22 protein-coding genes and 1 riboswitch are annotated in these 22,201 nt (G+C 71.6%); of the genes, 10 read left to right on the forward strand and 12 right to left on the reverse strand.

From position 1 onward, the window contains the following. Nucleotides 1-23: 23 nt before the first annotated feature. Nucleotides 24-305 carry an Lrp/AsnC family transcriptional regulator gene (locus tag ACFVXH_RS02335; protein WP_049651832.1) on the forward strand — a complete coding sequence of 94 codons (282 nt, stop codon included), beginning with the start codon at nt 24-26 and terminating at the stop codon, nt 303-305. Between the two features lie 3 nt (nt 306-308). Here ACFVXH_RS02335 and ACFVXH_RS02340 read toward each other — a convergent pair whose 3' ends face one another. The 3 genes from ACFVXH_RS02340 to ACFVXH_RS02350 all read right to left on the reverse strand — a co-directional run bounded on the left by ACFVXH_RS02340 (nt 309) and on the right by ACFVXH_RS02350 (nt 3,587). Beyond that, nucleotides 309-1,691, reverse strand: coding sequence for an aminotransferase class V-fold PLP-dependent enzyme (locus ACFVXH_RS02340; RefSeq protein WP_387819673.1), 1,383 nt, complete (start codon nt 1,689-1,691; stop codon nt 309-311). Nucleotides 1,692-1,742: 51 nt separating this feature from the next. Beyond that, a riboswitch (SAM riboswitch) is annotated at nt 1,743-1,861 on the reverse strand. Nucleotides 1,862-1,969: 108 nt separating this feature from the next. Further along, nucleotides 1,970-3,046 carry an anthranilate phosphoribosyltransferase gene (gene trpD / locus ACFVXH_RS02345; RefSeq protein WP_107086441.1) on the reverse strand — a complete coding sequence of 359 codons (1,077 nt, stop codon included), beginning with the start codon at nt 3,044-3,046 and terminating at the stop codon, nt 1,970-1,972. A 115-nt stretch (nt 3,047-3,161) separates the two neighbouring features. Beyond that, nucleotides 3,162-3,587 (reverse strand): hypothetical protein, encoded by a 426-nt coding sequence (locus ACFVXH_RS02350; protein WP_387819675.1) that lies wholly within the window; start codon nt 3,585-3,587, stop codon nt 3,162-3,164. Nucleotides 3,588-3,983: 396 nt separating this feature from the next. Here ACFVXH_RS02350 and ACFVXH_RS02355 point away from each other — a divergent pair, with 396 nt between their 5' ends. The 5 genes from ACFVXH_RS02355 (at nt 3,984) to ACFVXH_RS02375 (ending at nt 8,795) form a co-directional block, all read left to right on the forward strand. Then, the gene (locus tag ACFVXH_RS02355) at nt 3,984-4,604 is read left to right on the forward strand and encodes a heme-copper oxidase subunit III (RefSeq protein WP_049651835.1); all 621 of its coding nucleotides are present in this window, start codon (nt 3,984-3,986) and stop codon (nt 4,602-4,604) included. Between the two features lie 187 nt (nt 4,605-4,791). Next, on the forward strand, nt 4,792-5,601 hold the full coding sequence (locus ACFVXH_RS02360) for a c-type cytochrome (RefSeq protein ID WP_049651836.1): 810 nt from the start codon (nt 4,792-4,794) through the stop codon (nt 5,599-5,601). Nucleotides 5,602-5,609: 8 nt separating this feature from the next. Continuing rightward, nucleotides 5,610-6,662 carry a ubiquinol-cytochrome c reductase iron-sulfur subunit gene (locus ACFVXH_RS02365; RefSeq protein ID WP_049651837.1) on the forward strand — a complete coding sequence of 351 codons (1,053 nt, stop codon included), beginning with the start codon at nt 5,610-5,612 and terminating at the stop codon, nt 6,660-6,662. Continuing rightward, nucleotides 6,659-8,320 (forward strand): ubiquinol-cytochrome c reductase cytochrome b subunit, encoded by a 1,662-nt coding sequence (locus tag ACFVXH_RS02370; RefSeq protein WP_074000891.1) that lies wholly within the window; start codon nt 6,659-6,661, stop codon nt 8,318-8,320. Before ACFVXH_RS02365 ends, ACFVXH_RS02370 begins: the two co-directional genes overlap by 4 nt. A 103-nt stretch (nt 8,321-8,423) precedes the next feature. Beyond that, on the forward strand, nt 8,424-8,795 hold the full coding sequence (locus ACFVXH_RS02375; RefSeq protein ID WP_074000890.1) for a GntR family transcriptional regulator: 372 nt from the start codon (nt 8,424-8,426) through the stop codon (nt 8,793-8,795). A 29-nt stretch (nt 8,796-8,824) separates the two neighbouring features. On the opposite strand, the gene ACFVXH_RS02380 is transcribed toward ACFVXH_RS02375, so the two are convergent. From ACFVXH_RS02380 to coxB, 4 genes are all read right to left on the reverse strand, one after another. After that, complete coding sequence (locus ACFVXH_RS02380; protein ID WP_074000889.1) at nt 8,825-10,081, reverse strand: Ig-like domain-containing protein; 1,257 nt, start codon at nt 10,079-10,081, stop codon at nt 8,825-8,827. A 188-nt stretch (nt 10,082-10,269) separates the two neighbouring features. Next, a complete protein-coding gene (locus ACFVXH_RS02385; RefSeq protein WP_049651840.1) occupies nt 10,270-10,692 on the reverse strand; it encodes a cytochrome c oxidase subunit 4 in 423 nt (140 codons plus the stop codon). Beyond that, nucleotides 10,692-12,467, reverse strand: a complete 1,776-nt coding sequence (ctaD, locus tag ACFVXH_RS02390; RefSeq protein WP_074000888.1) for a cytochrome c oxidase subunit I — start codon at nt 12,465-12,467, stop codon at nt 10,692-10,694. Before ctaD ends, ACFVXH_RS02385 begins: the two co-directional genes overlap by 1 nt. Next, nucleotides 12,464-13,318, reverse strand: coding sequence for a cytochrome c oxidase subunit II (gene coxB, locus ACFVXH_RS02395; RefSeq protein WP_049651842.1), 855 nt, complete (start codon nt 13,316-13,318; stop codon nt 12,464-12,466). Before coxB ends, ctaD begins: the two co-directional genes overlap by 4 nt. Before the next feature lie 368 nt (nt 13,319-13,686). Here coxB and ACFVXH_RS02400 point away from each other — a divergent pair, with 368 nt between their 5' ends. Further along, the gene (locus ACFVXH_RS02400; protein WP_387819680.1) at nt 13,687-15,207 is read left to right on the forward strand and encodes a cysteine desulfurase/sulfurtransferase TusA family protein; all 1,521 of its coding nucleotides are present in this window, start codon (nt 13,687-13,689) and stop codon (nt 15,205-15,207) included. On the opposite strand, the gene ACFVXH_RS02405 is transcribed toward ACFVXH_RS02400, so the two are convergent. Then, the gene (locus ACFVXH_RS02405) at nt 15,200-16,177 is read right to left on the reverse strand and encodes a carbohydrate kinase family protein (RefSeq protein ID WP_049651843.1); all 978 of its coding nucleotides are present in this window, start codon (nt 16,175-16,177) and stop codon (nt 15,200-15,202) included. The genes ACFVXH_RS02400 and ACFVXH_RS02405 overlap by 8 nt on opposite strands. A 272-nt stretch (nt 16,178-16,449) precedes the next feature. Here ACFVXH_RS02405 and ACFVXH_RS02410 point away from each other — a divergent pair, with 272 nt between their 5' ends. Then, nucleotides 16,450-16,656: a hypothetical protein gene (locus ACFVXH_RS02410; RefSeq protein WP_049651844.1), complete on the forward strand. Its 207-nt coding sequence runs from the start codon at nt 16,450-16,452 to the stop codon at nt 16,654-16,656. A gap of 134 nt (nt 16,657-16,790) precedes the next feature. Continuing rightward, nucleotides 16,791-17,483, forward strand: coding sequence for a hypothetical protein (locus ACFVXH_RS02415; protein ID WP_387819682.1), 693 nt, complete (start codon nt 16,791-16,793; stop codon nt 17,481-17,483). Between the two features lie 74 nt (nt 17,484-17,557). Here ACFVXH_RS02415 and erpA read toward each other — a convergent pair whose 3' ends face one another. Beyond that, a complete protein-coding gene (gene erpA / locus ACFVXH_RS02420) occupies nt 17,558-17,911 on the reverse strand; it encodes an iron-sulfur cluster insertion protein ErpA (RefSeq protein ID WP_049651846.1) in 354 nt (117 codons plus the stop codon). Nucleotides 17,912-18,156: 245 nt separating this feature from the next. Between erpA and ACFVXH_RS02425 the strand changes: the two genes are divergently transcribed. Beyond that, entirely contained in the window at nt 18,157-19,020 is an 864-nt protein-coding gene (locus ACFVXH_RS02425; protein ID WP_074001184.1) for a GNAT family N-acetyltransferase, read from the forward strand. Between the two features lie 62 nt (nt 19,021-19,082). Here ACFVXH_RS02425 and ACFVXH_RS02430 read toward each other — a convergent pair whose 3' ends face one another. The 3 genes from ACFVXH_RS02430 to ACFVXH_RS02440 all read right to left on the reverse strand — a co-directional run bounded on the left by ACFVXH_RS02430 (nt 19,083) and on the right by ACFVXH_RS02440 (nt 22,177). Beyond that, the gene (locus ACFVXH_RS02430) at nt 19,083-20,450 is read right to left on the reverse strand and encodes a pyridoxal-dependent decarboxylase (protein WP_117487462.1); all 1,368 of its coding nucleotides are present in this window, start codon (nt 20,448-20,450) and stop codon (nt 19,083-19,085) included. A 199-nt stretch (nt 20,451-20,649) separates the two neighbouring features. Beyond that, nucleotides 20,650-21,114 carry an Lrp/AsnC family transcriptional regulator gene (locus ACFVXH_RS02435; RefSeq protein WP_049651848.1) on the reverse strand — a complete coding sequence of 155 codons (465 nt, stop codon included), beginning with the start codon at nt 21,112-21,114 and terminating at the stop codon, nt 20,650-20,652. Nucleotides 21,115-21,253: 139 nt separating this feature from the next. Then, the gene (locus ACFVXH_RS02440; protein ID WP_387819685.1) at nt 21,254-22,177 is read right to left on the reverse strand and encodes an NADP-dependent oxidoreductase; all 924 of its coding nucleotides are present in this window, start codon (nt 22,175-22,177) and stop codon (nt 21,254-21,256) included. Between the last annotated feature and the right edge of the window lie 24 nt (nt 22,178-22,201).

The following is a 22,201-nucleotide window of genomic DNA, read 5'->3' on the forward strand; positions in this document are numbered from 1 at the left end:
CACCCCACAAAGGAGCCCGAACTGTGATCACCGCCATCGTCCTGATCAAGACCAGTGTCGACCGCATCCCGGAGATCGCCGAATCCATCGCCGCCATCGACGGCGTGAGCGAGGTCTACTCGGTGACGGGGGGCTACAACCTGGTGGCGATGGTGCGGGTGCGCCGGCACGACGACCTGGCCGAGGTCATCCCGGGCCGGCTCAACAAGGTCCCGGGCGTGGCCCACACCGAGACCCAGATCGCCTTCCGCACCTACTCCCAGCACGACCTGGAGGCCGCTTTCGCCCTCGGCCTGGACGAGTAGCGGTCAGCCCTCGGCGCGCCGACCCCGCTCGACCTGCACGGTGGCGACGCAGCGCCCGCCCTCGTTGCGGTAGTTCCACGCCGCGCCCTCCGTGACCAGCTCCCGGACGGCGGTCAGGAAGCGGTCGACGTGCTCGTCCGGCGTCCCGGCGCCGAAGCTCACCCGGATCGCGTTCAGGCTGCGCTCGCCCGGCAGCGACGGCTCGGGCGCACCACACTCGGACGGTGCCTCGTCCTCGTCGCCCAGCAGCGTGCGCACCAGCGGGTGGGCGCAGAACAGGCCGTCGCGCACCCCGATGCCGTACTCGGCGGACAGCGCGGCGGAGAAGTGCGAGCTGTTCCAGTCCCGGACGACGAAGGACAGCACGCCCACCCGGGCGGAGCCCTCGCCGAACAGGTTCAGCACCTTGACCTGCGGGATCTCGGCCAGCCCGGCCGTCAGCCGGGCGATCAGCTGCTGCTCGCGGGCCTCCAGCCCGTCGAAGCCGGCCTCGGTCAGCGCCCGGCAGGCCGAGGCGATCGCGTAGGCGCCGATGACGTTCGGCGAGCCGGCCTCGTGCCGGGCCGGGCCGGTGTGCCACTGCACGGCCACCGAGCCGTCGGCCTCCCGGGCCACCGTCCGGGTCGCCCCGCCGCCGGCCAGGTACGGCTCGGCCGCGTCCAGCCAGTCCGCCCGGCCGGCCAGCACCCCGGCGCCGAACGGCGCGTAGATCTTGTGGCCGGAGAAGGCGATCCAGTCGACGTCCAGCTCGCGCACCGAGACCCGGTGGTGCGGCGCCAGCTGGGCGGCGTCCAGCACCACCCGGGCGCCGTGCCGGTGCGCGGTCGCGGTCAGCTCGGCGACCGGCCACAGCTCGCCGGTCACGTTGGAGGCGCCGGTGACGCAGAGCAGCCTGGGGCCCTCGGGCGTCTCGGCGAGCGCGGCGTCCAGCGCGGCCACCGCCTCGGCCCGCGAGCGCGGCGCCCGCAGGTAGGTGACGTCCAGTCCGGCGTGCGCCCAGGGCAGCAGCGAGGCGTGGTGCTCGGTCTCGAAGGCGAACACCCGGGTGCCGGCCGGGACGGCGGAGGCCAGCAGGTTGAGCGAGTCGGTGGTGGCCCGGGTGAAGACCACCTGGTCGCCCTCGCGCAGGTCGAGGAACTCGCCGACGGTGCGGCGGCTCTGCTCGAACAGGTCGGTGGACAGCTGGGAGAGGTACCCGGCCCCGCGGTGGACGCTGCCGTAGTACGGCGCGTAGGCGGCGACGTCGTCCCACACCCGCTGGAGCGCCGGCGAGCTCGCCGCGTAGTCGAGCGCCGCGTAGCCGACCTTCTCACCGCTGGCGAGCGGGACCTGGACGTCGGCGCCGAGGACGGCGAGCGGGGTGCGGATTTCGGTGGCCAGAGACATGGGGATGCACTCCTTCTGGGGCAAGGGACCCCGGGAGTGCTAGTCGTCGGGCGTCCGCGCTTGTCGCACGGACGGCTTGCCGTGACGACCCGGTCCTCACCCAGGGCACCCCGCCACGGACGGAGGGTTGCCGGACAGCCAGCTGGGGCTTGGCGCTGTCACTCATGACCTGGCGAAGACTCTAGGCCTGGTCCACCGGGTGGTCAAACGGGCATCCAGCATCCGGACAGCACGGGAGCCCGCGTCGGCGTACCGGCACGGGCTCCCCAACTGCCGCCTCAGGCCCGGCTGGTGGCCTCCGACCAGCGCCGCAGCAGGTCCTGCGCGGCACCGGAGTCGATCGCCTTCGCGGCCCGCTCCATGCCGGCCGCCAGCTGCTCGGTGAGCGGCGCGTCGCCCAGCTCCAGCGCGACCAGCGCCGCCGCCGTGTTCAGCAGGACGGCGTCCCGCACCGGCCCGTGCTCGCCGGCCAGCAGCCGCCGCGCGACCTCGGCGTTGTACGAGGCGTCCGCCCCGCGCAGCGCCTCGATGCCGACCAGCTCGATGCCCACGTCCCGCGGGTCGAAGGTGGACTCCGTGACGACCCCGTCGCGCACCAGCCAGACCTGCGAGGTCGTGGTGATGGTCAGCTCGTCCAGCCCGTCGTCGCCGCGGAAGACCAGCGCCGTGGCGCCCCGCCGGGCCAGCACCCCGGCGATCAGCCCGGACAGCCGGGTGTCGAAGCAGCCGATGGCGTGCGCGGTGACCTTGGCCGGGTTGGTCAGCGGGCCGAGGATGTTGAAGGCGGTCGGCACCCCGAGGTCGCGCCGCGCGGTGGCGGCGTGCCGCATCGAGGGGTGGAACTTCGCCGCGAAGCAGAAGGTCAGCCCGACCTCCTCGGCCACCTCGGCGACTCGCCGGGGGGAGAGGTCCAGCGCCACCCCGAGCTTCTCCAGCACGTCCGAGGAGCCGCTGGTCGAGGAGGCCGACCGGTTGCCGTGCTTGACCACCTTGGCGCCGGCGGCCGCCGCGACGATCGCCGACATGGTGGAGATGTTGACGGTCTTCGCCCGGTCCCCGCCGGTGCCGACGATGTCCACCGCCGGGCCGGGGATCTCCAGCGGCTCGGCGTGCGCGTACATCGCGTCGACCAGGCCGGCGATCTCCTCGACCGACTCGCCCTTGGCCCGCAGCGCGATCATGAACCCGGCCACCTGGACGGGGGACGCCTCGCCGCTCATGATCCGGTCCATCGCCCACGCGGTGGACGAGCGGTCGAGGTCCTCCCCCTGCAACAGTGCCGCCAGGAGGTCCGGCCAGGTGCGGACCACCTGCGCGGGGTCGCTACCGCCGTTCGCAGGGTTCACGTTCACCATGGCTGACTCCAGCTGTTGTCGGTTCCCCGCTCCGGGGACGTCCGTACGGATGGAGCCAGCCTATCGAGCGGAGCGCCCGCTTCTACCCCTGTCTTTCCTACTCCTGGCGCGGATTTCAGCGGACGGCCGGAGTCCGCTTCGCCAGCCGGTCCCGCAGCAGGGCGGCGACCGCCCCGGCCAGCGCCACCGGCTCCACCGGACGGGAGATCGCGGCGTCGGCCCGGCTCCAGGCGGCCAGCCAGGAGTCCTGCGGCCGGCCGATCAGCACCAGGACCGGCGGGCAGCCGTAGATCTCGTCCTTGAGCTGGCGCCCGAGGCCCAGCCCGCCGGCCGGAACGGCCTCGCCGTCCAGCACGCAGAGGTCCACTCCCCCCTTCTCCAGTGCCTTGAGCACCGCGGGGGTGGTCGCGCACTCCAGGTAGGACAGTTCCGGAAGGTCCTCGGCAGGGCGGCGGCCGAGCGCCGTCAGCACCTGCTCGCGGGTGTTGCGGTCGTCGCTGTAGACGAGGACGGTGAGCGTCTCATCGGTCGTGTACGCCATGGGCCCTGCTCCCTCAAGTGTGATCCGGACCACGTTCGCCTGATCCGGATGCTACTCCCGATCACCCCCCGCCGAGTCCCCCTCGCGCACGTTCCTCCTCAAGCCGCCGCGCCCCGGACTCACCCGCCTGGAGGACGGCCCGTCACCCGACCCCGCCCGGTCCACCCGTACGGCTCACCCGGGCGCCTTCCCCCCTACCTCCCTCGGCTACTCCGACCGTGCACCGGCGCGCCGGGCAACGGGGTCCAGGCTCCTCCGAGGAACCATCAGAAAAGGGACACGCCGCTGCTCACCCCCCGTACGGACACCCCGTCGCCCCCCAAGCGGGCATACCGCACGCACCGGACACTCCGAGGGACACCCCCCGACGTGAAGACGGAATAAGGGACCGACATAATGTCCGTCGTGGCGACAGCAACAGCAGTAGAAACCGGGCACGCGCACGGATCGGTCAACCGGCCGAACATGGTCAGCGTCGGAACGATCGTCTGGCTCAGTTCCGAGTTGATGTTCTTCGCGGCCCTCTTCGCGATGTACTTCACGCTCCGCTCCGTCAAGGGGCCGGAGTTCTGGACCGAGAAGGCCCACGCCCTCAACGTGCCCTTCTCCTCGGTCAACACCACGATCCTGGTGCTCTCCTCGCTGACCTGTCAGCTCGGCGTGTTCGCCGCCGAGCGCGGAGACGTGAAGAAGCTCCGGGCGTGGTTCATCCTCACGTTCGCCATGGGCGCGGTCTTCATCGGCGGCCAGGTCTTCGAGTACACCGAGCTGGTCAAGAAGGACGGCCTGTCGCTGTCCTCCGACCCGTACGGCACGGTGTTCTACCTGACCACCGGCTTCCACGGGCTGCACGTGACGGGTGGTCTGATCGCCTTCCTGCTGGTCCTGGGACGGACGTACGCAGCCAAGCGCTTCACGCACGAGCAGGCCACCGCCGCGATCGTCGTGTCGTACTACTGGCACTTCGTCGACGTCGTGTGGATCGGCCTGTTCGCGACCATCTACCTGATCAAGTAACCAGCTGATCAGGTCGCTGGCCACCGGCTGCGGCCCCCGCCCTCACCGGCGACGGGCCGCTTCTGCCGGTGCCGACGCTCCCACCGACCGACCGCGCGCGCAGCCCTAGACAGGCAGCCTCGTGCCGGCCAGACCGGCCGCCGGGTGCACCCACCAGTCGACCAGATCCTGACACCGGGGTTATTCCGTGAAAAAGCTCTCCGCACGACGGCGCCACCCATTGGCGGCGCTGGTCGTCCTACTTCTCGCCCTGGCGGCAACCGGGGGGCTGTACGCCGCGTTCGCGCCCGCCGACAAGGCGCAGGCCGACGTCGCCGCGCAGTCGCTCGCGATCGATGAGGGCAAGAAGCTCTTCGCCGTGGGCTGCTCCTCCTGCCACGGCCTGAACGGCCAGGGCAGCAGTGACGGTCCGAGCCTGGTCGGCGTCGGCTCCGCCGCTGTCGACTTCCAGGTCGGCACCGGCCGCATGCCGGCCCAGCAGCCCGGCGCCCAGGTCCCGCGCAAGAAGAACATCTACTCGCAGGCGGAGATCGACCAGCTCGCCGCCTTCGTCGCCTCCCTCGGTCCCGGCCCGGTGACCCCGACGGAGGAGCAGTTCACCTCGACCAACCCCGAGGACGTCTCCAAGGGTGGCGAGCTGTTCCGCACCAACTGCGCCCAGTGCCACAACTTCGCCGGCCAGGGTGGTGCCCTGACCAAGGGCAAGTACGCCCCCTCGCTGGAGGGCGTGGACGCCAAGCACATCTACGAGGCCATGCAGACCGGCCCGCAGAACATGCCGTCGTTCCCGGACACCACCATGCCCGAGGAGCAGAAGAAGCAGATCGTGGCCTTCGTCCGCCACACCACCAACGATGAGCCCAACCCCGGCGGTCTCACCCTGGGCAGCCTCGGTCCGGTGACCGAGGGTCTGTTCGGCTGGATCTTCGGCCTCGGCACGCTCATCGCGGTCGCGATCTGGGTCGCCGCCCACACCACCAAGGCCAAGAAGTCATGAGCCACGACATGTCAGAAGAGAAGCTCCCGGAGCCGCACGGCTCCGCCGGCGAGGTGGCCGACCACGGCAGCCCGTTCGCCGACCCGGGCCTGCCGGCCCACGAGCCCCGTCGCACCGACATCGACGAGAAGGCCGCGTCGCGTGCCGAGCGCCAGGTCTCGCTGATGTTCGTGGTCTCGATGCTCGCCACCGTCGGGTTCATCGCCTCGTACGTGGCCATCGACCCGGACAAGATCGTCTACATCTTCCCGCTCGGTCACGTCAGCGCGCTGAACTTCGCGCTCGGCCTGACCCTGGGCGTCGCGCTGTTCATGATCGGCGCGGGTGCGGTCCACTGGGCCCGCACGCTGATGTCGGACGTCGAGCTGCCCGCCGAGCGTCACCCGATCGAGGCCTCCGACGAGGTCCGCAACGACGTCATCGAGCAGTTCAAGACCGGTGCCGCCGAGTCCGGCTTCGGCCGCCGCAAGATGATCCGCAACACCCTGATCGGCTCCATGGCGCTGGTCCCGCTCTCCGGCGTGGTCCTGCTCCGTGACCTTGGCCCGCTTCCCGAGAAGAAGCTCAAGGAGACCGGTTGGAAGGAGGCGACCGAGACCAAGCCGCTGCAGCTCATCAACATGAACACCATGCAGCCGATGAAGCCCGAGGACATCATCGTCGGCTCGCTCACGTTCGCTATGCCGGAGGGCCTGTCCACGCACAGCGAGGACTTCCAGCAGCGGATCGCCAAGGACGCCCTGATGCTGGTCCGCATCGCGCCCGAGGACATCAAGGACGACAAGTCCAAGGAGCTGGGTTTCGAGGGCATCCTCGCCTACTCCAAGATCTGCACCCACGTCGGCTGCCCGATCAGCCTGTACGAGCAGCAGACCCACCACGCGCTCTGCCCCTGCCACCAGTCGACCTTCGACCTGGCGGACGGCGCCCGCGTGATCTTCGGCCCGGCCGGCCACCCGCTGCCGCAGCTGAAGATCATCACTGACGAGAAGGGCAACCTGGTCGCCACCGGCGACTTCGCGGAGCCCGTCGGCCCGAGCTACTGGGAGCGTGCTCGATGAGTAGCGCGAGCAGCACCACGACCGGTGCCGCCAAGCCCTCCAGCACGCGTGAAAAGCCCGCCAACAAGTGGGAAGCCGCGGCTGACTGGACTGACGGCCGGCTGGGGATCTACTCCCTCGCCAAGGCCAACCTGAGGAAGATCTTCCCGGACCACTGGTCCTTCATGCTGGGCGAGATCTGCCTCTACACGTTCGTCATCATCATCCTGACCGGTGTCTACCTGACGCTGTTCTTCAAGCCCTCGATGGCCGAGGTCGTCTACGACGGCTCGTACGTGCCGCTCAAGGGCATCCCGATGTCGGAGGCCTACGCCTCCACGGTGGACATCAGCTTCGAGGTCCGCGGCGGTCTGCTGATCCGGCAGATCCACCACTGGGCCGCCCTGGTCTTCGTGGCCGCGATGCTCGTCCACATGATGCGCGTGTTCTTCACCGGCGCGTTCCGCAAGCCGCGTGAGATCAACTGGGTCTTCGGCTTCCTGCTGCTGATCCTGGGCATGTTCGACGGCTTCTTCGGCTACTCCCTGCCGGACGACCTGCTGTCGGGCACCGGTATCCGCTTCATGGAAGGCGCGATCCTCGCCGTCCCGCTGATCGGCACCTACGTCCAGATGTTCCTGTTCGGGGGCGAGTTCCCCGGCCACGACATCGTGCCGCGGTTCTTCACCATCCACGTGCTGCTGATCCCGGGCATCATGCTCGGCCTGCTGGTGGCCCACCTGATCCTGGTCTTCTACCACAAGCACACCCAGTGGGCGGGCCCGGGCAAGACCGAGAAGAACGTCGTCGGCATGCCGCTGATGCCGGTCTACATGGCCAAGGCCGGTGGCTTCTTCTTCCTGGTGTTCGGCCTCATCGCCGTCATCTCGGCGATCGCCACGATCAACCCGATCTGGGCGTACGGCCCGTACCGTCCCGACCAGGTGTCCACGGACGCCCAGCCCGACTGGTACATGGGCTTCTCCGAGGGCCTGATCCGGATCATGCCCGGCTGGGAGATCAGCGTCTGGGGCGGCCACACCCTCAACCTGGGTGTCATGGTCCCGCTGGCGATCTTCCCGCTGGTCCTGGTCTCGATCGCGGCCTACCCGTTCATCGAGGGCTGGATCACCGGTGACAAGCGCGAGCACCACATCCTGGACCGCCCGCGCAACGCCCCGGTCCGCACCGCCCTGGGCGCCGCCTGGATCAGCCTCTACCTGATCCTGCTGATGGCCGGTGGCAACGACCTGTTCGCCACCCACCTGCACCTGTCGATCAACTCGGTCACCTACTTCGTCCGCGTCGGCTTCTTCGTCGTCCCGGTCGTCGTCTTCATCATCACCAAGCGCTGGTGCCTCGGCCTCCAGCGCCGTGACAAGGAGAAGGTGCTGCACGGCCGCGAGTCGGGCGTCATCAAGCGCCTGCCGCACGGCGAGTTCGTCGAGGTGCACACCCAGCTGCCGCAGAAGGACCTGTACAAGCTCACCGCGCACGACCAGAACCAGCCGGTCGAGCTGCCGGCCCAGACGGACGAGAACGGCGTGGCCCGCAAGGCCGGCGTCGTCACCCGCACCCGGGCCAAGCTCTCCCGCGGCTTCTACGGCGAGGGCAGCCAGATCCCCAAGCCGACCGCCGAGGAGCACCACGAGATCACCAGCGGCCACGGCCACCACTGATCCCGTAGGCACCACCGCGTCACCCCGAGGGCCGCTGACCAGAGTTCTGGTCGGCGGCCCTCGGGCTTTCCCGTACCCGCCGCCCGCGCCACCTGGAGCCCCCGTGCAGCTGTCCGTCGACCCCGCCTCGGCCACTCCCCCGTACGAGCAGATCCGCGCCCAGATCGCCGACCGGGCCCGCTCCGGCGAGCTGCCGACCGGGCTGCGGCTGCCCACCGTCCGCGCCCTGGCCGAGGAGCTGGGGCTGGCGGCCGGCACCGTCGCCCGGGCCTACCGCGAGCTGGAGGCGGACGGCGTGGTGGAGACCCACGGCCGGCGCGGCACGCTGATCGCCGCCACCGGGGACGCCGCGCACCGGCTGGCCGCCGAGGCCGCCGCCGAGTACGCCGCCCGGGCGAGCCGCCTGGGCGTCTCTCGCGCGGAGGCCCTGGCCGCCGTGGACACCGCCCTGCGGCTGGCCTACCCGCAGGGCTGAGCGCCCCCCGGAGGGGGCCTCAGGGGGTCTCAGAGCTCGGGGCGGACCATCCCGGCGGCGGGGGCCTGGGAGGCCGGTGCGGTGGTGCTGACGGGCTGTCCGGAGGCACTGTGCTTGACCCAGTCCGTCCAGGCGATGTTCCAGTCCCCGAAGCCGTTGCCGAAGGGCTCCATCCGGCCGCCGCGGCTGTTCACCACCGTCACCAGGTCCCCCACCCGGGTGTGCTGGAAGAACCACTCGGCGTTGCCGGTACTCATGCCGGTACAGCCGTGGCTGACGTTCTCGACGCCCTGCGAGCCGACCGACCAGGGCGCCGCGTGGACGTACTCGCCGCTCCAGGTCACCCGGGTGGCCCAGAGCACGTCGAGGTCGTAGGACTCCGTGCTGCCCGGCGCTATCCCGATCGTCTCGCCGTTCATCCGGACCGACCGCTCCTGGCCGAGCACCACCTTGACGCCGTTGCGGGTGTCGAAGCCGGGCTTGCCGGTGGTGACCGGGATGGTCCGCAGCGCCTCGCCGTCACGCTTCAGGGTGAGCTCGTGGGCGGCCGCGTCGATCACCGACTCCACCCGCTCGCCGATCCGCAGCTTCAGCGAGCTGCGGTCACCGCCGTACAGGCCGTCGGCGATCCGGCTGCCGGTGCCGTCGAAGGCCAGCGAGACGGTCGTCCCGGCCGGCCAGTAGTCCTCCGGACGGAAGTGCAGGTTCTTGTCGTCCACCCAGTACCAGGCGCCGGTGACGGCGGGCTGGGAGCCGACGGTCAGGGCGCGCTCGACCTCCTGGCGGGCCTGCGGGTCCTTCACCGCCTCGGAGAGCTCCACGGTGAGCGGCTGGCCCACCCCGTAGACGCCGCTGCCGGAGGAGTCCGGGCCGAGCTTGGCGGTGAGCAGGCGTTCGGCGGCGAGGGTGCTGAAGCTCGCGGTGGTGTCGCCGCGGCCGCCCTTGCCGTCGTCGGCGGAGATCCGCACCGTGTACGCGGTGGCGGCCTTCAGCCGGCCGGTGGTCTGCCAGCTGCGCTGGTCCTCGGCGAGCTTCCCGGCGACGACCCGGCCGTCCGGGCCGACCACGGTGACGTCGGTGAGCCGGCTGTCCTGGACGGCCGTCACGGTGACCGGCTGGGAGGGGTCGGCCTTGGCGTCCGCCGAGAGGTGGACCAGCGGGGCCGCGTCGACCCGGTGCGGTCCGACCGGCTCCTCGTCCCGGGCCGTGCAGCCGGCCAGCGGGGCCAGCACGGCGAGGGCCAGCGAGATGCCGCCGAGAGCTGCGATTCCGCGCCTGTCGGCCATGGCCGCCTCCGAAGGTTTCGCACGATTGATCAGATCGTAGGAACGCCCCCGGTGAAGCGACATCCGAGGGACATCCGGTTCACCCAGCTGAGTGAGGCCGTCATCCCGGGGACGCAGCGGCGTCCGGGAACGCGGCAGGGCCGGTCCCCCCGTACGGGAGGACCGGCCCTGGTGCACGAGCGCGAACCCTACTGGTTCTGGTTCTCGCCGCGGTAGAACTCGAAGACCCATCCGAAGATGCCGATCATGATGATCGGGGCGGCCCAGAACATCAGCCACCAGCCGAAGATCACGCCCAGGAAGGCGAGCGCGCCACCGAGCGCCAGCGAGAGCGGCTGCCAGCTGTGCGGGGCGAAGAAGCCCAGCTCGCCGGAGTCGTCCGCGACCTCGGCCTCGGGGTTGTCACCCGCGCCGCTGTCCACCCGGCGGGCGGTGAAGGCGAGGTAGTACCCGATGAAGGCGCACAGCGCGAAGGCCAGGAACAGCGCCGTGGTACCGGCGGCCTCCAGACCCGGGCCGTTGGTGTCGGAGTTGGTCCACAGGCCGTAGGTGATGGCCATGGCCAGCACGAAGACCGACAGGCCCAGGAAGATCTTTCCCTGTTCCTTCATCAGGCGTCGCCCTCCTTGTTGCCCTTGCCCAGCTTCGGGGCGTCGTACTTCGCCGGGGTCACGCCGGCGAGGTGCTTGGCCGGCTCACCGTGGTTCTCCAGGTAGTCCAGCGCGGCGATCTCCGGGTGGTGGAGGTCGAAGGCCGGGGATTCGGAGCGGATCCGCGGGAGGGTGAGGAAGTTGTGCCGCGGCGGCGGGCAGGAGGTCGCCCACTCCAGCGAGCGGCCGAAGCCCCACGGGTCGTCCACGGTGACCTTCTCGCCGTACTTGGCGGTCTTCCAGACGTTGTAGAGGAACGGCAGGATCGACAGGCCGAGCACGAAGGAGCCGATGGTCGAGACGGTGTTCAGGGTGGTGAAGCCGTCCGAGGCCAGGTAGTCGGCGTAGCGGCGGGGCATGCCCTCCGCGCCGAGCCAGTGCTGCACCAGGAAGGTGGTGTGGAAGCCGAAGAACAGCGTCCAGAAGGTGATCTTGCCGAGGCGCTCGTCCAGCATCTTGCCGGTCATCTTCGGCCACCAGAAGTGGAAGCCGGCGAACATCGCGAACACGACGGTGCCGAAGACCACGTAGTGGAAGTGGGCGACGACGAAGTACGAGTCCGAGACGTGGAAGTCGATCGGCGGGGAGGCCAGCAGGACACCGGTCAGACCACCGAAGAGGAAGGTGACCAGGAAGCCGACCGTCCAGAGCATCGGGGTCTCGAAGCTCAGCGAGCCCTTCCACATGGTGCCGACCCAGTTGAAGAACTTCACACCGGTCGGGACCGCGATCAGGAAGGTCATGAACGAGAAGAACGGCAGCAGTACCTGTCCGGTGACGTACATGTGGTGCGCCCACACCGTCACGGACAGACCGGCGATCGCGATGGTGGCCGCGATCAGGCCGGAGTAGCCGAACATCGGCTTGCGGCTGAAGACCGGGATGATCTCCGACACGATGCCGAAGAACGGCAGCGCGATGATGTACACCTCGGGGTGGCCGAAGAACCAGAACAGGTGCTGCCAGAGCATCGCCCCGCCGTTGGCCGGGTCGAAGACGTGGGCACCGAACTTGCGGTCCGCCTCCAGGGCGAACAGCGCGGCGGCCAGCACCGGGAAGGCCAGCAGGACCAGCACCGAGGTCAGCAGGACGTTCCAGACGAAGATCGACATCCGGAACATCGTCATGCCCGGAGCGCGCATGCAGATGATCGTGGTGATGAAGTTGACCGCACCGAGGATCGTGCCGAAGCCGGAGAAGGCCAGACCCATGATCCACATGTCGCCGCCGACGCCGGGCGAGTGCACCGCGTCGGACAGCGGGGAGTAGGCGAACCAACCGAAGTCGGCGGCGCCGTTCGGGGTCACGAAGCCGGCCACCGCGATGGTCGAGCCGAAGAGGTACAGCCAGTACGCGAACATGTTCAGACGCGGGAACGCCACGTCCGGTGCGCCGATCTGGAGCGGCATGATCCAGTTCGCGAAGCCGGCGAAGAGCGGCGTCGCGAACATCAGCAGCATGATCGTGCCGTGCATCGTGAACGCCTGGTTGAACTGCTCGTTCGACAGGATCTGGGTCCCGGGACGAGCCAGCTCGGCACGCATGACCAGGGCGAGGATGCCACCGATCAGGAAGAAGGCGAACGACGTGCCCAGGTACAGGGTGCCGATCGTCTTGTGGTCGGTGGTGGTCAGCCACTTGATGATGGTGGAACCCGGCTTCCGGGTCCGCTGCGCCCCGACCGTGACGGCATCGGCGCCCCCGCCGGCCGCGGCGGGCTCGTTGAGGATGGTCACTTCTCTTCACTTCCCATGCCGATGAGGCCGGAGGGCACCCAGCCGTTCTGGCCCTTGGCGCGAAGCTCGGCCAGGTGCTTGTCGTAGTCGGCGCGGTCGACGACCTTGACGTTGAACAGCATGCGCGAGTGGTCGACGCCGCAGAGCTCGGCGCACTTGCCCATGTACTCGCCCTTGACGGTCGGCGTGACCTCGAACTTGTTCACCACGCCCGGCACGACGTCCATCTTCATCATGAAGTTGACGGGCCAGAAGTCGTGGATGACGTCACGCGAGGTGAGGCGGAACTGCACCGACTCGTTGACCGGCAGCCACAGCGTCGGAACCTCCTTGGGGGTTCCGACGTCGTACGCGGCGTCCTTGTTGGCCGGGTCGGGGGTCTCGGTGTTCTCGTAGTTGAACGCCCAGCTCCACTGGAAGCCCACCACGTTGACGTAGTGCTGCGGCTTCTCGGAGGTGGCCGTCAGCTTCGACTCGTCGCGGGCGACGAAGTAGAAGAGGACCGAGACGATGATGATGGGGACCGCGGTGTAGAGCGCCTCGATGGGCACGTTGTACCGGGTCTGCGGGGGGACCTCCACACCGGTGCGCTTGCGCCGGTGGAAGATCACGCTCCAGATGATCAGACCCCACATCAGTACGCCGACCACCAGCGCCGCGATCCAGGAGCCCTGCCACATCTGGAGGACCATGGGCCCTTCCTTGGTGACGGGGCTCGGGAGGCCAAGCCTGGGGAGGTCGTTGGCCGAGCAGCCGGTGGCGGTCGCGATGACGAGGCCCAGTGCCAGCGCCTGAGGCAGCTTCCGCCGCATCGTGCGCCGCGGCGAGCGGTCGGAGCCGTTGGGACTCACGTAGCGCCTTCCCGAAGTCTCGCCCGCCTTCGCGTCGCCCCGGGGAGGAGTGTGAGCCTCCCCGGCGACCCGTCCACGGGCACGGTTTGAATGCTTATGCGGGCCAAACCCTACTCCAGCCTTATGCGCTCCTGACGGGCAGCCCCCGGTAACGCGCCGCCCGCTAGCCCGATCAGGCCCGGTGGGGGCTGCGCCGCAGGTCATCGTAGGCATTCGAGGTCCGTACGCCCGATCGGGGGATGACCTCGGGCGACACCCGTGACGGCCCGTCGGGCGCGGACGAAGCGGACATTCGGGATGATCGACTGACGGCGGGTGAGCCGCGCGACCGACCGGGGACGCGGCCGGGTGTGTCGTTAAATGTGACCGTGTACTTCGACGCGGCCTCGACGGCCCCTCTGCACCCCGTCGCCCGGCAGGCGCTGACCGCCGCCCTGGACGAGGGCTGGGCCGATCCGGCCCGGCTGTACCGCTCCGGCCGGCAGGCCCGGATGCTGCTGGACGCCGCCCGCGAGACGGTGGCCGCGGTGCTGGGCACCCGGGCGGACGAGATCTCCTTCACCGCGAGCGGCACCCAGGCCGTCCAGCTCGGCCTGCTGGGCGCGCTGGCCGGGAACCGGCGGCGCGGCGGCCACTTCGTGCACTCCGCGGTGGAGCACTCCAGCGTGCTGCACGTCGCCGACCGCCACGAGAGCGCCGGGGGCGAGGTGTCGGTGGCGCCGGTCGACCGGGGCGGCCGGGCCGACCCGGCGGCCTTCGCCGCGCTGCTGCGACCGGACACCGCGCTGGCCGCGCTGCAGAGCGCCAACCACGAGGTCGGGACGGTGCAGCCGGTCGGCGAGGTCGCCGCGCTGTGCGCCGGGGCCGGCGTCCCGCTGCTGGTGGACGCGGCGCAGAGCGCCGGTCGGGCGGACGTCCCGGCGGGCTGGTCGCTGCTGACCGCGAGCGCCCACAAGTGGGGCGGCCCGCCCGGGGTCGGGGTGCTGGCGGTGCGCAAGGGCGTCCGGTACGCCTCGCCGCTGCCGGCCGACGAGCGCGAGGGCGGCCGGGTGCCCGGCTACGTCAACGTCCCGGCGATCGTGGCCGCGGCCGCCTCGCTGCGCGCCGTACGGGCCGAGGCCGAGCGGGAGAACGCCCGGCTGCACGCGCTGGTGGAGCGGATCCGCACCCGGGTGCCGCGGCTGGTGCCCGAGGTCGAGGTGGTCGGCGACCCGGTGCGGCGGCTGCCGCACATCGTCACCTTCTCCTGTCTGTACGTCGACGGGGAGGTGCTGCTGACCGAGCTGGACCGGGCGGGCTTCGCGGTCTCCTCCGGCTCCTCCTGCACCTCGTCCACGCTGACGCCCAGCCATGTGCTGGCGGCGATGGGGGTGCTCACCGAGGGGAACGTCCGGGTCTCGCTGCCGTACGGGACGGCCGAGGCGGACGTGGAGCGCTTCCTCACGGTGCTGCCGGACCTGGTGGCCGGCGTCCGGGCGCCGCTCGGGCTGGACCTGCCGGCGCCGAAGCCCACCGCGATCGGGGCTGCGCCCCGAGCCGAAGGGCGCGCCGGTGCCGAAAGCGAGGAGCGACAAGCGACCGACGGAGGAGGGAGTGCCGGAGCGAGGAGCGTCGGCGCCGGGTCAGAGCGCCCGGAGGCGAGCGGGCGGGTCACGGTGATCGACGCGCTGGGCAAGCGCTGCCCGCTGCCGGTGATCGAGCTGGCGAAGCGGATCGGCGAGGTGCCGCCGGGCGGCACGGTCGTCGTGCTGGCGGACGACGAGGCGGCCCGGCTGGACATCCCGGCCTGGTGCGGGATGCGCGGACAGGAGTACGCGGGCGAGGCCCCGGCCGCCGAGTACGGCGGCGACCGGGGCTCGGCCTACCTCGTCGTCCGGCGGACTACTTGACCAGGCGGGCGCTGATCTCGGTGGCCGCCTCGGCGCCGTAGGCCTCCTCGAAGCGCTTCAGGAAGGCGGCCGGGCGCAGCTCGTACTCCTGGGTGCCGACGGTCTCGATCACCAGGGTGGCGAGCATGCAGCCGATCTGGGCGGAGCGCTCCAGGTCGAGGTCCCAGGACAGGCCGGCCAGGAAGCCCGCGCGGAAGGCGTCGCCGACACCGGTCGGGTCGACCTTGGCCTCCTCCTTGGCGCAGCCGACCACGATCGGCGCCTCGCCCTTGCGCTCGATCCGGACGCCCTTGCTGCCCAGGGTGGTGATCCGGGTGCCGACGCGGGTGAGCAGCTCCTCGGCGCCCCAGCCGGTCTTGGTCTCGATCAGCGCGGCCTCGTACTCGTTGGTGAAGAGGTACGCGGCGCCGTCCACGATCTCGCGGATGTCCTCGCCCTCCAGGCGGGCCAGCTGCTGGGAGGGGTCGGCGGCGAAGGCGTAGCCGCGGGTGCGGCACTCCTGGGTGTGGCGGACCATGCCCTGCGGGTCGTCGGCGCCGACCAGGACGAGGTCCAGGCCGCCGACGCGGTCGGCGATCGGCTTCAGCTCGATGTTGCGGGCCTCGGCCATGGCACCGGTGTAGAACGAGGCGATCTGGTTGTGGTCCTCGTCCGTGGTGCACATGAAGCGCGCGGTGTGCCGGGTCTCGGAGATGTGGACGGAGTCGCAGTCCACGTTGTTGCGCTCCAGCCAGCTGCGGTACTCGGCGAAGTCCGCACCGGCGGCGCCGACCAGGACCGGGCGCAGGCCGAGCACACCCATGCCGAAGGCGATGTTCGGCGCGACGCCGCCGCGGCGGATGTCCAGGGTGTCGACCAGGAAGGACAGCGACACGGTGTGCAGCTGCTCGGCGACGAGCTGGTCGGCGAACCGGCCGGGGAACGTCATCAGGTGGTCGGTGGCGATCGAGCCGGCGACGGCGATACGCACGGGGGGTCTCCTCAGGGTGGCTGCGGGGCCAGCGGGCAGGCGGGGACGAACCCGCCTACGGTACCCGGCCCCGGGGAGCGCCCGGCAAGAGTGCCGCAAGTTGCCGCCCCACGGCCATGGTGGCACCCGTCGCCCTCCTCCGTGTACTACCTCCCGGTAGCACTGGTGGGCGGCCGGGCCCCTGCCTAGGGTCGGCCGTGGGGGGCCCGTCGTGCGGGCCCCGTCGTCGACCGCGGCAGCGTGGCCGCGGCCCTGGATCGGAGCGATACCGGATGATGACCGACCACTGTGCCCTGCCCGTCCTGCGGACCGAGGACGGCGAGACGCTCGACGCCCTGCTGGACTCCTCCCGGCGGCTGCGCCGGTTCTGGCCGCAGCTCGCGGCCGGCCCGGAGCCCGTCGCCCCCGCCTCGACCGGGTTCCGGGTGTCCTCCGGGGCCCAGCGGGTGGTCGCCGGGATGGCCGAGTACGGCTTCTGAGCCCGCGCCGGACCGGATCAGCCGCGCGCGGAACCGCCGCGGAACCACTGTGGAACCGGATCCGACCGGAGCACGTCACATCCGCGCGGAGCGGCGAGGAGGCGGCACCGCTGAACCCTCGGGAGGATGTGCAGATGGATCTGGAGACGATGCCCCGGCGCGGTCGGCGAGCGGTGGCCCTGACGGGTCTGGTGCTGGCGGCGGCGGTGACGGTGGCCGGCTGCGGCAGCGGCGGTGGCAAGCCCGCCTCGGACGCGGCGACGAGCGGCTCGGCCGCCGCGTCCGCCTCGGCCAGTGCCTCGCCGCCGGCCCCGGCGGACTCCGCGAGCCCGTCCTCGGCGGCTCCGACCGGGAGTTCCTCCGGGGCCGCGCAGCCGGCCCAGCCGCCGACCGGCTTCACACCCAGCCCGGCCTCGCCCCCGCCCGGGCAGCCGGCCCCGGCCACTCCCCCGGGCAACGGGATCGCGGTGGGCGAGCCGAACCCGAACGGTTCGGACGCGCCCGTCCGTCCGCCGGTCGCCTACCGGGTGGACGGCACCACCAAGCTGACCGTCTACTTCTTCGGCGGGGTCTGCACCACGTACGCGCTGAAGGCGGACGAGTCGCAGCCGGGCCGGGTGGACGTGCTGGTCGTGCCGGGCCCGCCCACGGTCCAGCCGGGGCAGGTGTGCAACGCGCTGGCCAAGCGGCAGTCGGTCGCGGCCGACCTGCGCTCGCCGCTGGCCGGGCGGACGGTGGTCGACAGGACGAGCGGTCAGGAGCTGCCGCTGGAGGGCGACCCGCACATGGGGCCGGACCCGGTCACCCCGGACGTCGCCGGGCGGTAGGCGCCGCGGCGCCCGCGGGCGGAAACGGAAAGGCGGCCCCGGGGATCACCCCGGGGCCGCCTTCCGCAGCGGGCTTAGCTGAACGAGTCGCCGCAGGCGCAGGAGCCGGTGGCGTTCGGGTTGTCGATGGTGAAGCCCTGCTTCTCGATGGTGTCGACGAAGTCGACGGTGGCGCCGCCCAGGTACGGGGCGCTCATCCGGTCGGTGACGACCTTGACGCCGTCGAAGTCCTTGATCACGTCACCGTCGAGCGAGCGCTCGTCGAAGAACAGCTGGTAACGCAGGCCGGAGCAGCCACCGGGCTGGACGGCGACGCGCAGCGCGAGGTCCTCGCGGCCTTCCTGCTCCAGCAGGGCCTTGACCTTGGCCGCGGCGGCATCGGTGAGGAGGATGCCACTCTCGACGGTGGTCTCGTCCTGGACGGTCATCTGCTTTCTCCCGGTCTTGACGACGGTCTGCCGCCAGTGCCAACCAACGGCCGTCCGGTTTCATTTCCCGGGCGGCGATCGATTTCTGCGGCCTGTTCGCGGCTGGTTGTCCGTAGGCCGGGTGTGCCACCCGCGTCCCCTACGCTCCCCATGCTCGCACACCCCCGGAGGGCCGGTCACCGCCCGAGGCACGGATCCGGGTGAACGGGCCCCACGGCCGCCCGTCGGACGCCAGGATGGTCGGCATGATCCTTCGCCAGGTCAGGGACACCGCAGCGGACGCGGAGGTCGTCCGGGAACTGTCCTTCGCCGCGTTCGCCGCACCGTCCGACGACCCCGCGCGGCCACCGCGGCCGACGCCGCTGCAGCTGGCCCGGACCAGGCACCTGGCGCGCACCGATCCCGGGGGCTGCTGGCTGGCGGAGAGCGGCGGGCAGGCGGTCGGGGTGGTGCTGTCGATGCGCCGCGAGGGCCTGTGGACGCCCTCGCTGTTCGCCGTCCGGCCGTCCGCGCAGGGCCGGGGGGTGGGGCGGCTGCTGTTCGAACGGGCGATGGCGCACGCCCGGGGCTGCCTGCGCGGGATGGTCTGCGCCTCCGGCTCCCCGGCGGCGGCCCGCCGCTACCGGCTGGCCGGGTTCACCCTGCACCCGGCGATGCGGCTGACCGGGACGGTGGACCGGCAGGGGCTGATCGATCCGGGCGACATACCGGTGCACCGCGGCAACGCCACCCACCTGCACCTGCTGGACTCGGTGGACCGCCGGCTGCGCGGGTCCGCGCACGGGCCGGACCACGAGCTGATGCTCGGGCACTTCGAGGAGCTGCTGGTCGCGGACGCGCTGGCCGGCAGCGGCTACTGCTACCGGGACGGCGGCACGGTGCGGCTGCTGGCGGCCACCAGCAAGCGGATCGGGGCCCGGCTGCTGCGCGAGGCGCTGGCCCGGGTGCCGGACGGGGCCGAGGCGCGGGTGGAGTACCTGACCGCCGAGCAGGAGTGGGCGCTGGACGTCGGGCTGGAGGTCGGGCTGACGCCGGAGACCGGCGGCTTCGTCGGGGTGCGCGGGATGCGGCCGCCGGCGCCGTACCTGCCGAACGGGGCGTTCCTGTAGGCGGGCACGCGTACGGCCCCCTCCGGAGCGCTCCGGAGGGGGCCGTACGGGCGTCAGGGGGCTCAGACCATGGTGTCCAGGATCTCCTTGACCATCTCCATGGTGGTGCCCGGGTGCAGGAAGGCGAAGCGGGCCACCGTCTCGCCGTCCCAGCCGGTGGGGGTGACGAAGCCGATCTGGTCCGCGAGCAGCTGCTGCGACCAGCGGTAGTAGTCGTCGTTGGTCCAGCCCCTGCGCTTGAAGCAGACCGCCGAGAGCTGCGGGTCGAACAGCAGCTCCAGGTGCTCGCTCTCGCGGATCAGCTGGGCCGTCTCCCGGGCCAGGGTGAGGCCGGCCTCGATGGCGTCGGTGTAGGCCTGGACGCCGTGGACGGCCAGCGAGAACCAGAGCGGCAGGCCGCGGGCGCGCCGGGTCAGGTGGTAGGCGTAGTCGGTGGGGTTCCACTCGTCGCCCTCGGTGTGCAGGACGTCCAGGTAGGAGGCGTCCTGGGTGTGCACGGCGCGGGCGAGCTGCGGGTTGCGGTAGATCAGCGCGGCGCAGTCGAAGGGGGCGAACAGCCACTTGTGCGGGTCGACCACGAAGGAGTCGGCGTGCTCGATGCCGTTGTAGCGCTCGCGCACCGAGGGGGCGAACAGGCCGGCGCCGCCGTAGGCGCCGTCCACGTGGAACCAGAGGTCGCGCTCGCGGGCGACCTCGGCCAGGCCGGCCAGGTCGTCGACGATGCCCTCGTTGGTGGTGCCGGCGGTGCCGACGACGGCGATCACCGTCTCCGGGTTGGGGTCGGCGGCCAGGGCGGCGCGCAGCGCCTCGCCGGTGAAGCGCCGGTTGACGGTCGGGACCTTGAAGGCCTCGACGCCGATGATGTTGAAGGTGTTCTTGACCGAGGAGTGCACCTGGTCGGCGACGGCTATCCGCAGCCGGGCCTCCGGGCCGACACCCAGCTTGCGGCGGGCGGTGTCGCGGGCGACCACCAGGGCGGAGAGGTTGCCCGCCGAGCCGCCGGACACGAAGCAGCCGCCGGCCGACTGGGGCAGGCCCGCACGGTCGGCGATCAGGCGCAGCACCTGGTTCTCGGCGGCGATCGCGCCGGCCGCCTCCAGCCAGGAGATGCCCTGGAGGGAGGCGCAGGAGACGACCATGTCGAACAGCAGCGCGGCCTTGGTCGGGGCGCACGGGATGAAGGACAGGTAGCGGGGGCTGTCGGCGGAGATGACCGCCCGGGACAGCTCGTGGTCGTACAGCTTGAGCACGTCGACCGGGTTGTTGCCGTCCTGGTTCAGCAGGCCGGCCAGCTGGGTGCGCAGGTGCTCGCCGTCACCGGGGTGGTCGAGCGGGACGGGGTCGTACTGCAGCCGCTCCCGCATGTAGTCGAAAACCAGGTCGACCAGCTCGTTGTCGGGCCGGTGCATGCGGTCGGGTGCTGCGGACACGGCGGTCCCTCTCGGCGTGGGGGTGTCGGGGGGCGTCCGGTCGGCGGGACGCTTCACCGCGACGACCGGACGTGATCAGCGTAGGCAGCACCGGGCCCTCCCCGCGCGTCGGAACGCGGCTGGTCAGGCAGGTTTCGGGCGTCTTCGGGCGGGTCCGCGCAGGATTCCTGCGTACGGTCCGGGGGCGGCCGGCGGGCGGTCAGCCGATGAGCTGGGAGAGGACCACCGAGGAGCGGCTGCGCTGCACTCCGGGCTCGCGCCGGATGCGCTCGATGACGGCCTCCAGGTGGCGCATGTCGGCGGCCCGCAGGTGCACCAGGGCGTCCGGGTCGCCGGTGACCGTCCAGGCGGCGACCACCTCGGGGAACTGCCGCAGGCTGGCGAGGATCTCCTCGGGGGCGGTGCGCTCGCGGCAGTAGACCTCGACGAAGGCCTCGGTCTGCCAGCCCAGCACGGACGGGTCGAGCACCACGGTGAAGCCCCGCACCACGCCGCGCGCCCGCAGCCGGTCGATCCGCCGGCGCACGGCGGTGGCGGAGAGGTTCACCTGCAGCCCGATCTCGGCGTACGAGGCGCGGCCGTCGCTGCCGAGCCGGGCGAGCAGGAGCCGGTCGGTCTCGTCCAGGTCGGCCCCGACCACCTCGTGCGCTCGGCTGCTGGTCATGGGTGAGGGGCTCCACGGGTCGTACGGGGGGTTCGGCGGGGCGCTCCGGCGGTGGGCTGCCACTGCCGAAACGGTTCGCCACCATTCTGGCGGATGACCTGGACGAGTTCACCGCCGTCGGATGACGGGCGGGCGGCCGTCACGGGACGAGCAGCACGATCTTCCCCCGGGTGCGGCCCTCGGCGCTGAGCGCCTGGGCGGAGGCGGCCTGGGCCAACGGGAAGGTGGAGGCGATGGTGACGGTCAGCCGGCCGTCGTCGGCGAGCGCGGCCAGCTCGGCGAGGTCGTCGGCGTCCGGGCGGACCCAGACGTACCGGCCGCCGAGCGCCTTGACCCCGTAGTCGGTGATCGAGGCGATCCGGCCCGGGTCCGCCACCAGGCCGGCCGAGAGCTGGACGGCGCCGTGGCCGACCAGGTCGAGGGCGGCGTCCACCCCGTCGGGGGCGAGCGCGCGGACCCGGTCGGCCAGGCCCTCGCCGTACACCACCGGCTCGGCGCCGAGGCCGCGCAGGAAGTCGTGGTTGCGCTCGGCCGCGGTGCCGATCACCCGGGCGCCGCGGGCCCGGGCCACCTGCACCGCCAGGTGACCGACCCCGCCCGCGGCGGCGTGCACCAGGACGGTCTCCCCCTCGGCGAGGCGCAGCGCCCGCAGGCCCTGCAGGGCGGTGAGCCCGGCCAGCGGCAGGCCGCCGGCCTGCGCCCAGTCCAGCGCGGCCGGTTTGCGGGCCAGGGTGCGGACGGGGGCGGAGACCAGTTCGGCGTAGGTGCCGTGCTCGACGGCGTCCTTGCGGACGTAGCCGTACACCTCGTCGCCCGGGGCGAACTCGGTGATCCCGCCGCCGACCGCGCGGACCACGCCGGCCACGTCCCAGCCCATGACCAGCGGGAAGTGCGCGTCGAGGATGCCGTCCAGGGCGCCGTCCCGGACCTTCCAGTCCACCGGGTTCACCCCGGCCGCCCGGACCTCGACCAGGACGGAGTCGGGCCCGACCTTGGGGTCGGGCAGGTCGGTGTACTCGACCACCTCGGGGCCGCCGTAGCGGTTGATCGCGATTGCTTTCATGGGCTCAGCCATACCCGTCGGCTT

The sequence above is a fragment of the Kitasatospora sp. NPDC058184 genome (assembly GCF_042883725.1).
Classification (GTDB): Bacteria; Actinomycetota; Actinomycetes; order Streptomycetales; family Streptomycetaceae; genus Kitasatospora.

Excerpts from the sequence above, each read along its gene's own strand:
- ACFVXH_RS02340 (WP_387819673.1), bottom strand. The coding sequence starts at position 1,691 with ATGTCTCTGGCCACCGAAATCCGCACCCCGCTCGCCGTCCTCGGCGCC.
- trpD (WP_107086441.1), bottom strand. The coding sequence starts at position 3,046 with ATGGTGAACGTGAACCCTGCGAACGGCGGTAGCGACCCCGCGCAGGTG.
- ACFVXH_RS02350 (WP_387819675.1), bottom strand. The coding sequence starts at position 3,587 with ATGGCGTACACGACCGATGAGACGCTCACCGTCCTCGTCTACAGCGAC.
- ACFVXH_RS02355 (WP_049651835.1), top strand. The coding sequence starts at position 3,984 with ATGTCCGTCGTGGCGACAGCAACAGCAGTAGAAACCGGGCACGCGCAC.
- ACFVXH_RS02365 (WP_049651837.1), top strand. The coding sequence starts at position 5,610 with ATGTCAGAAGAGAAGCTCCCGGAGCCGCACGGCTCCGCCGGCGAGGTG.
- ACFVXH_RS02370 (WP_074000891.1), top strand. The coding sequence starts at position 6,659 with ATGAGTAGCGCGAGCAGCACCACGACCGGTGCCGCCAAGCCCTCCAGC.
- ACFVXH_RS02380 (WP_074000889.1), bottom strand. The coding sequence starts at position 10,081 with ATGGCCGACAGGCGCGGAATCGCAGCTCTCGGCGGCATCTCGCTGGCC.
- ACFVXH_RS02385 (WP_049651840.1), bottom strand. The coding sequence starts at position 10,692 with ATGAAGGAACAGGGAAAGATCTTCCTGGGCCTGTCGGTCTTCGTGCTG.
- ACFVXH_RS02410 (WP_049651844.1), top strand. The coding sequence starts at position 16,450 with ATGATGACCGACCACTGTGCCCTGCCCGTCCTGCGGACCGAGGACGGC.
- ACFVXH_RS02415 (WP_387819682.1), top strand. The coding sequence starts at position 16,791 with ATGGATCTGGAGACGATGCCCCGGCGCGGTCGGCGAGCGGTGGCCCTG.
- erpA (WP_049651846.1), bottom strand. The coding sequence starts at position 17,911 with ATGACCGTCCAGGACGAGACCACCGTCGAGAGTGGCATCCTCCTCACC.
- ACFVXH_RS02425 (WP_074001184.1), top strand. The coding sequence starts at position 18,157 with ATGATCCTTCGCCAGGTCAGGGACACCGCAGCGGACGCGGAGGTCGTC.
- ACFVXH_RS02435 (WP_049651848.1), bottom strand. The coding sequence starts at position 21,114 with ATGACCAGCAGCCGAGCGCACGAGGTGGTCGGGGCCGACCTGGACGAG.
- ACFVXH_RS02440 (WP_387819685.1), bottom strand. The coding sequence starts at position 22,177 with ATGAAAGCAATCGCGATCAACCGCTACGGCGGCCCCGAGGTGGTCGAG.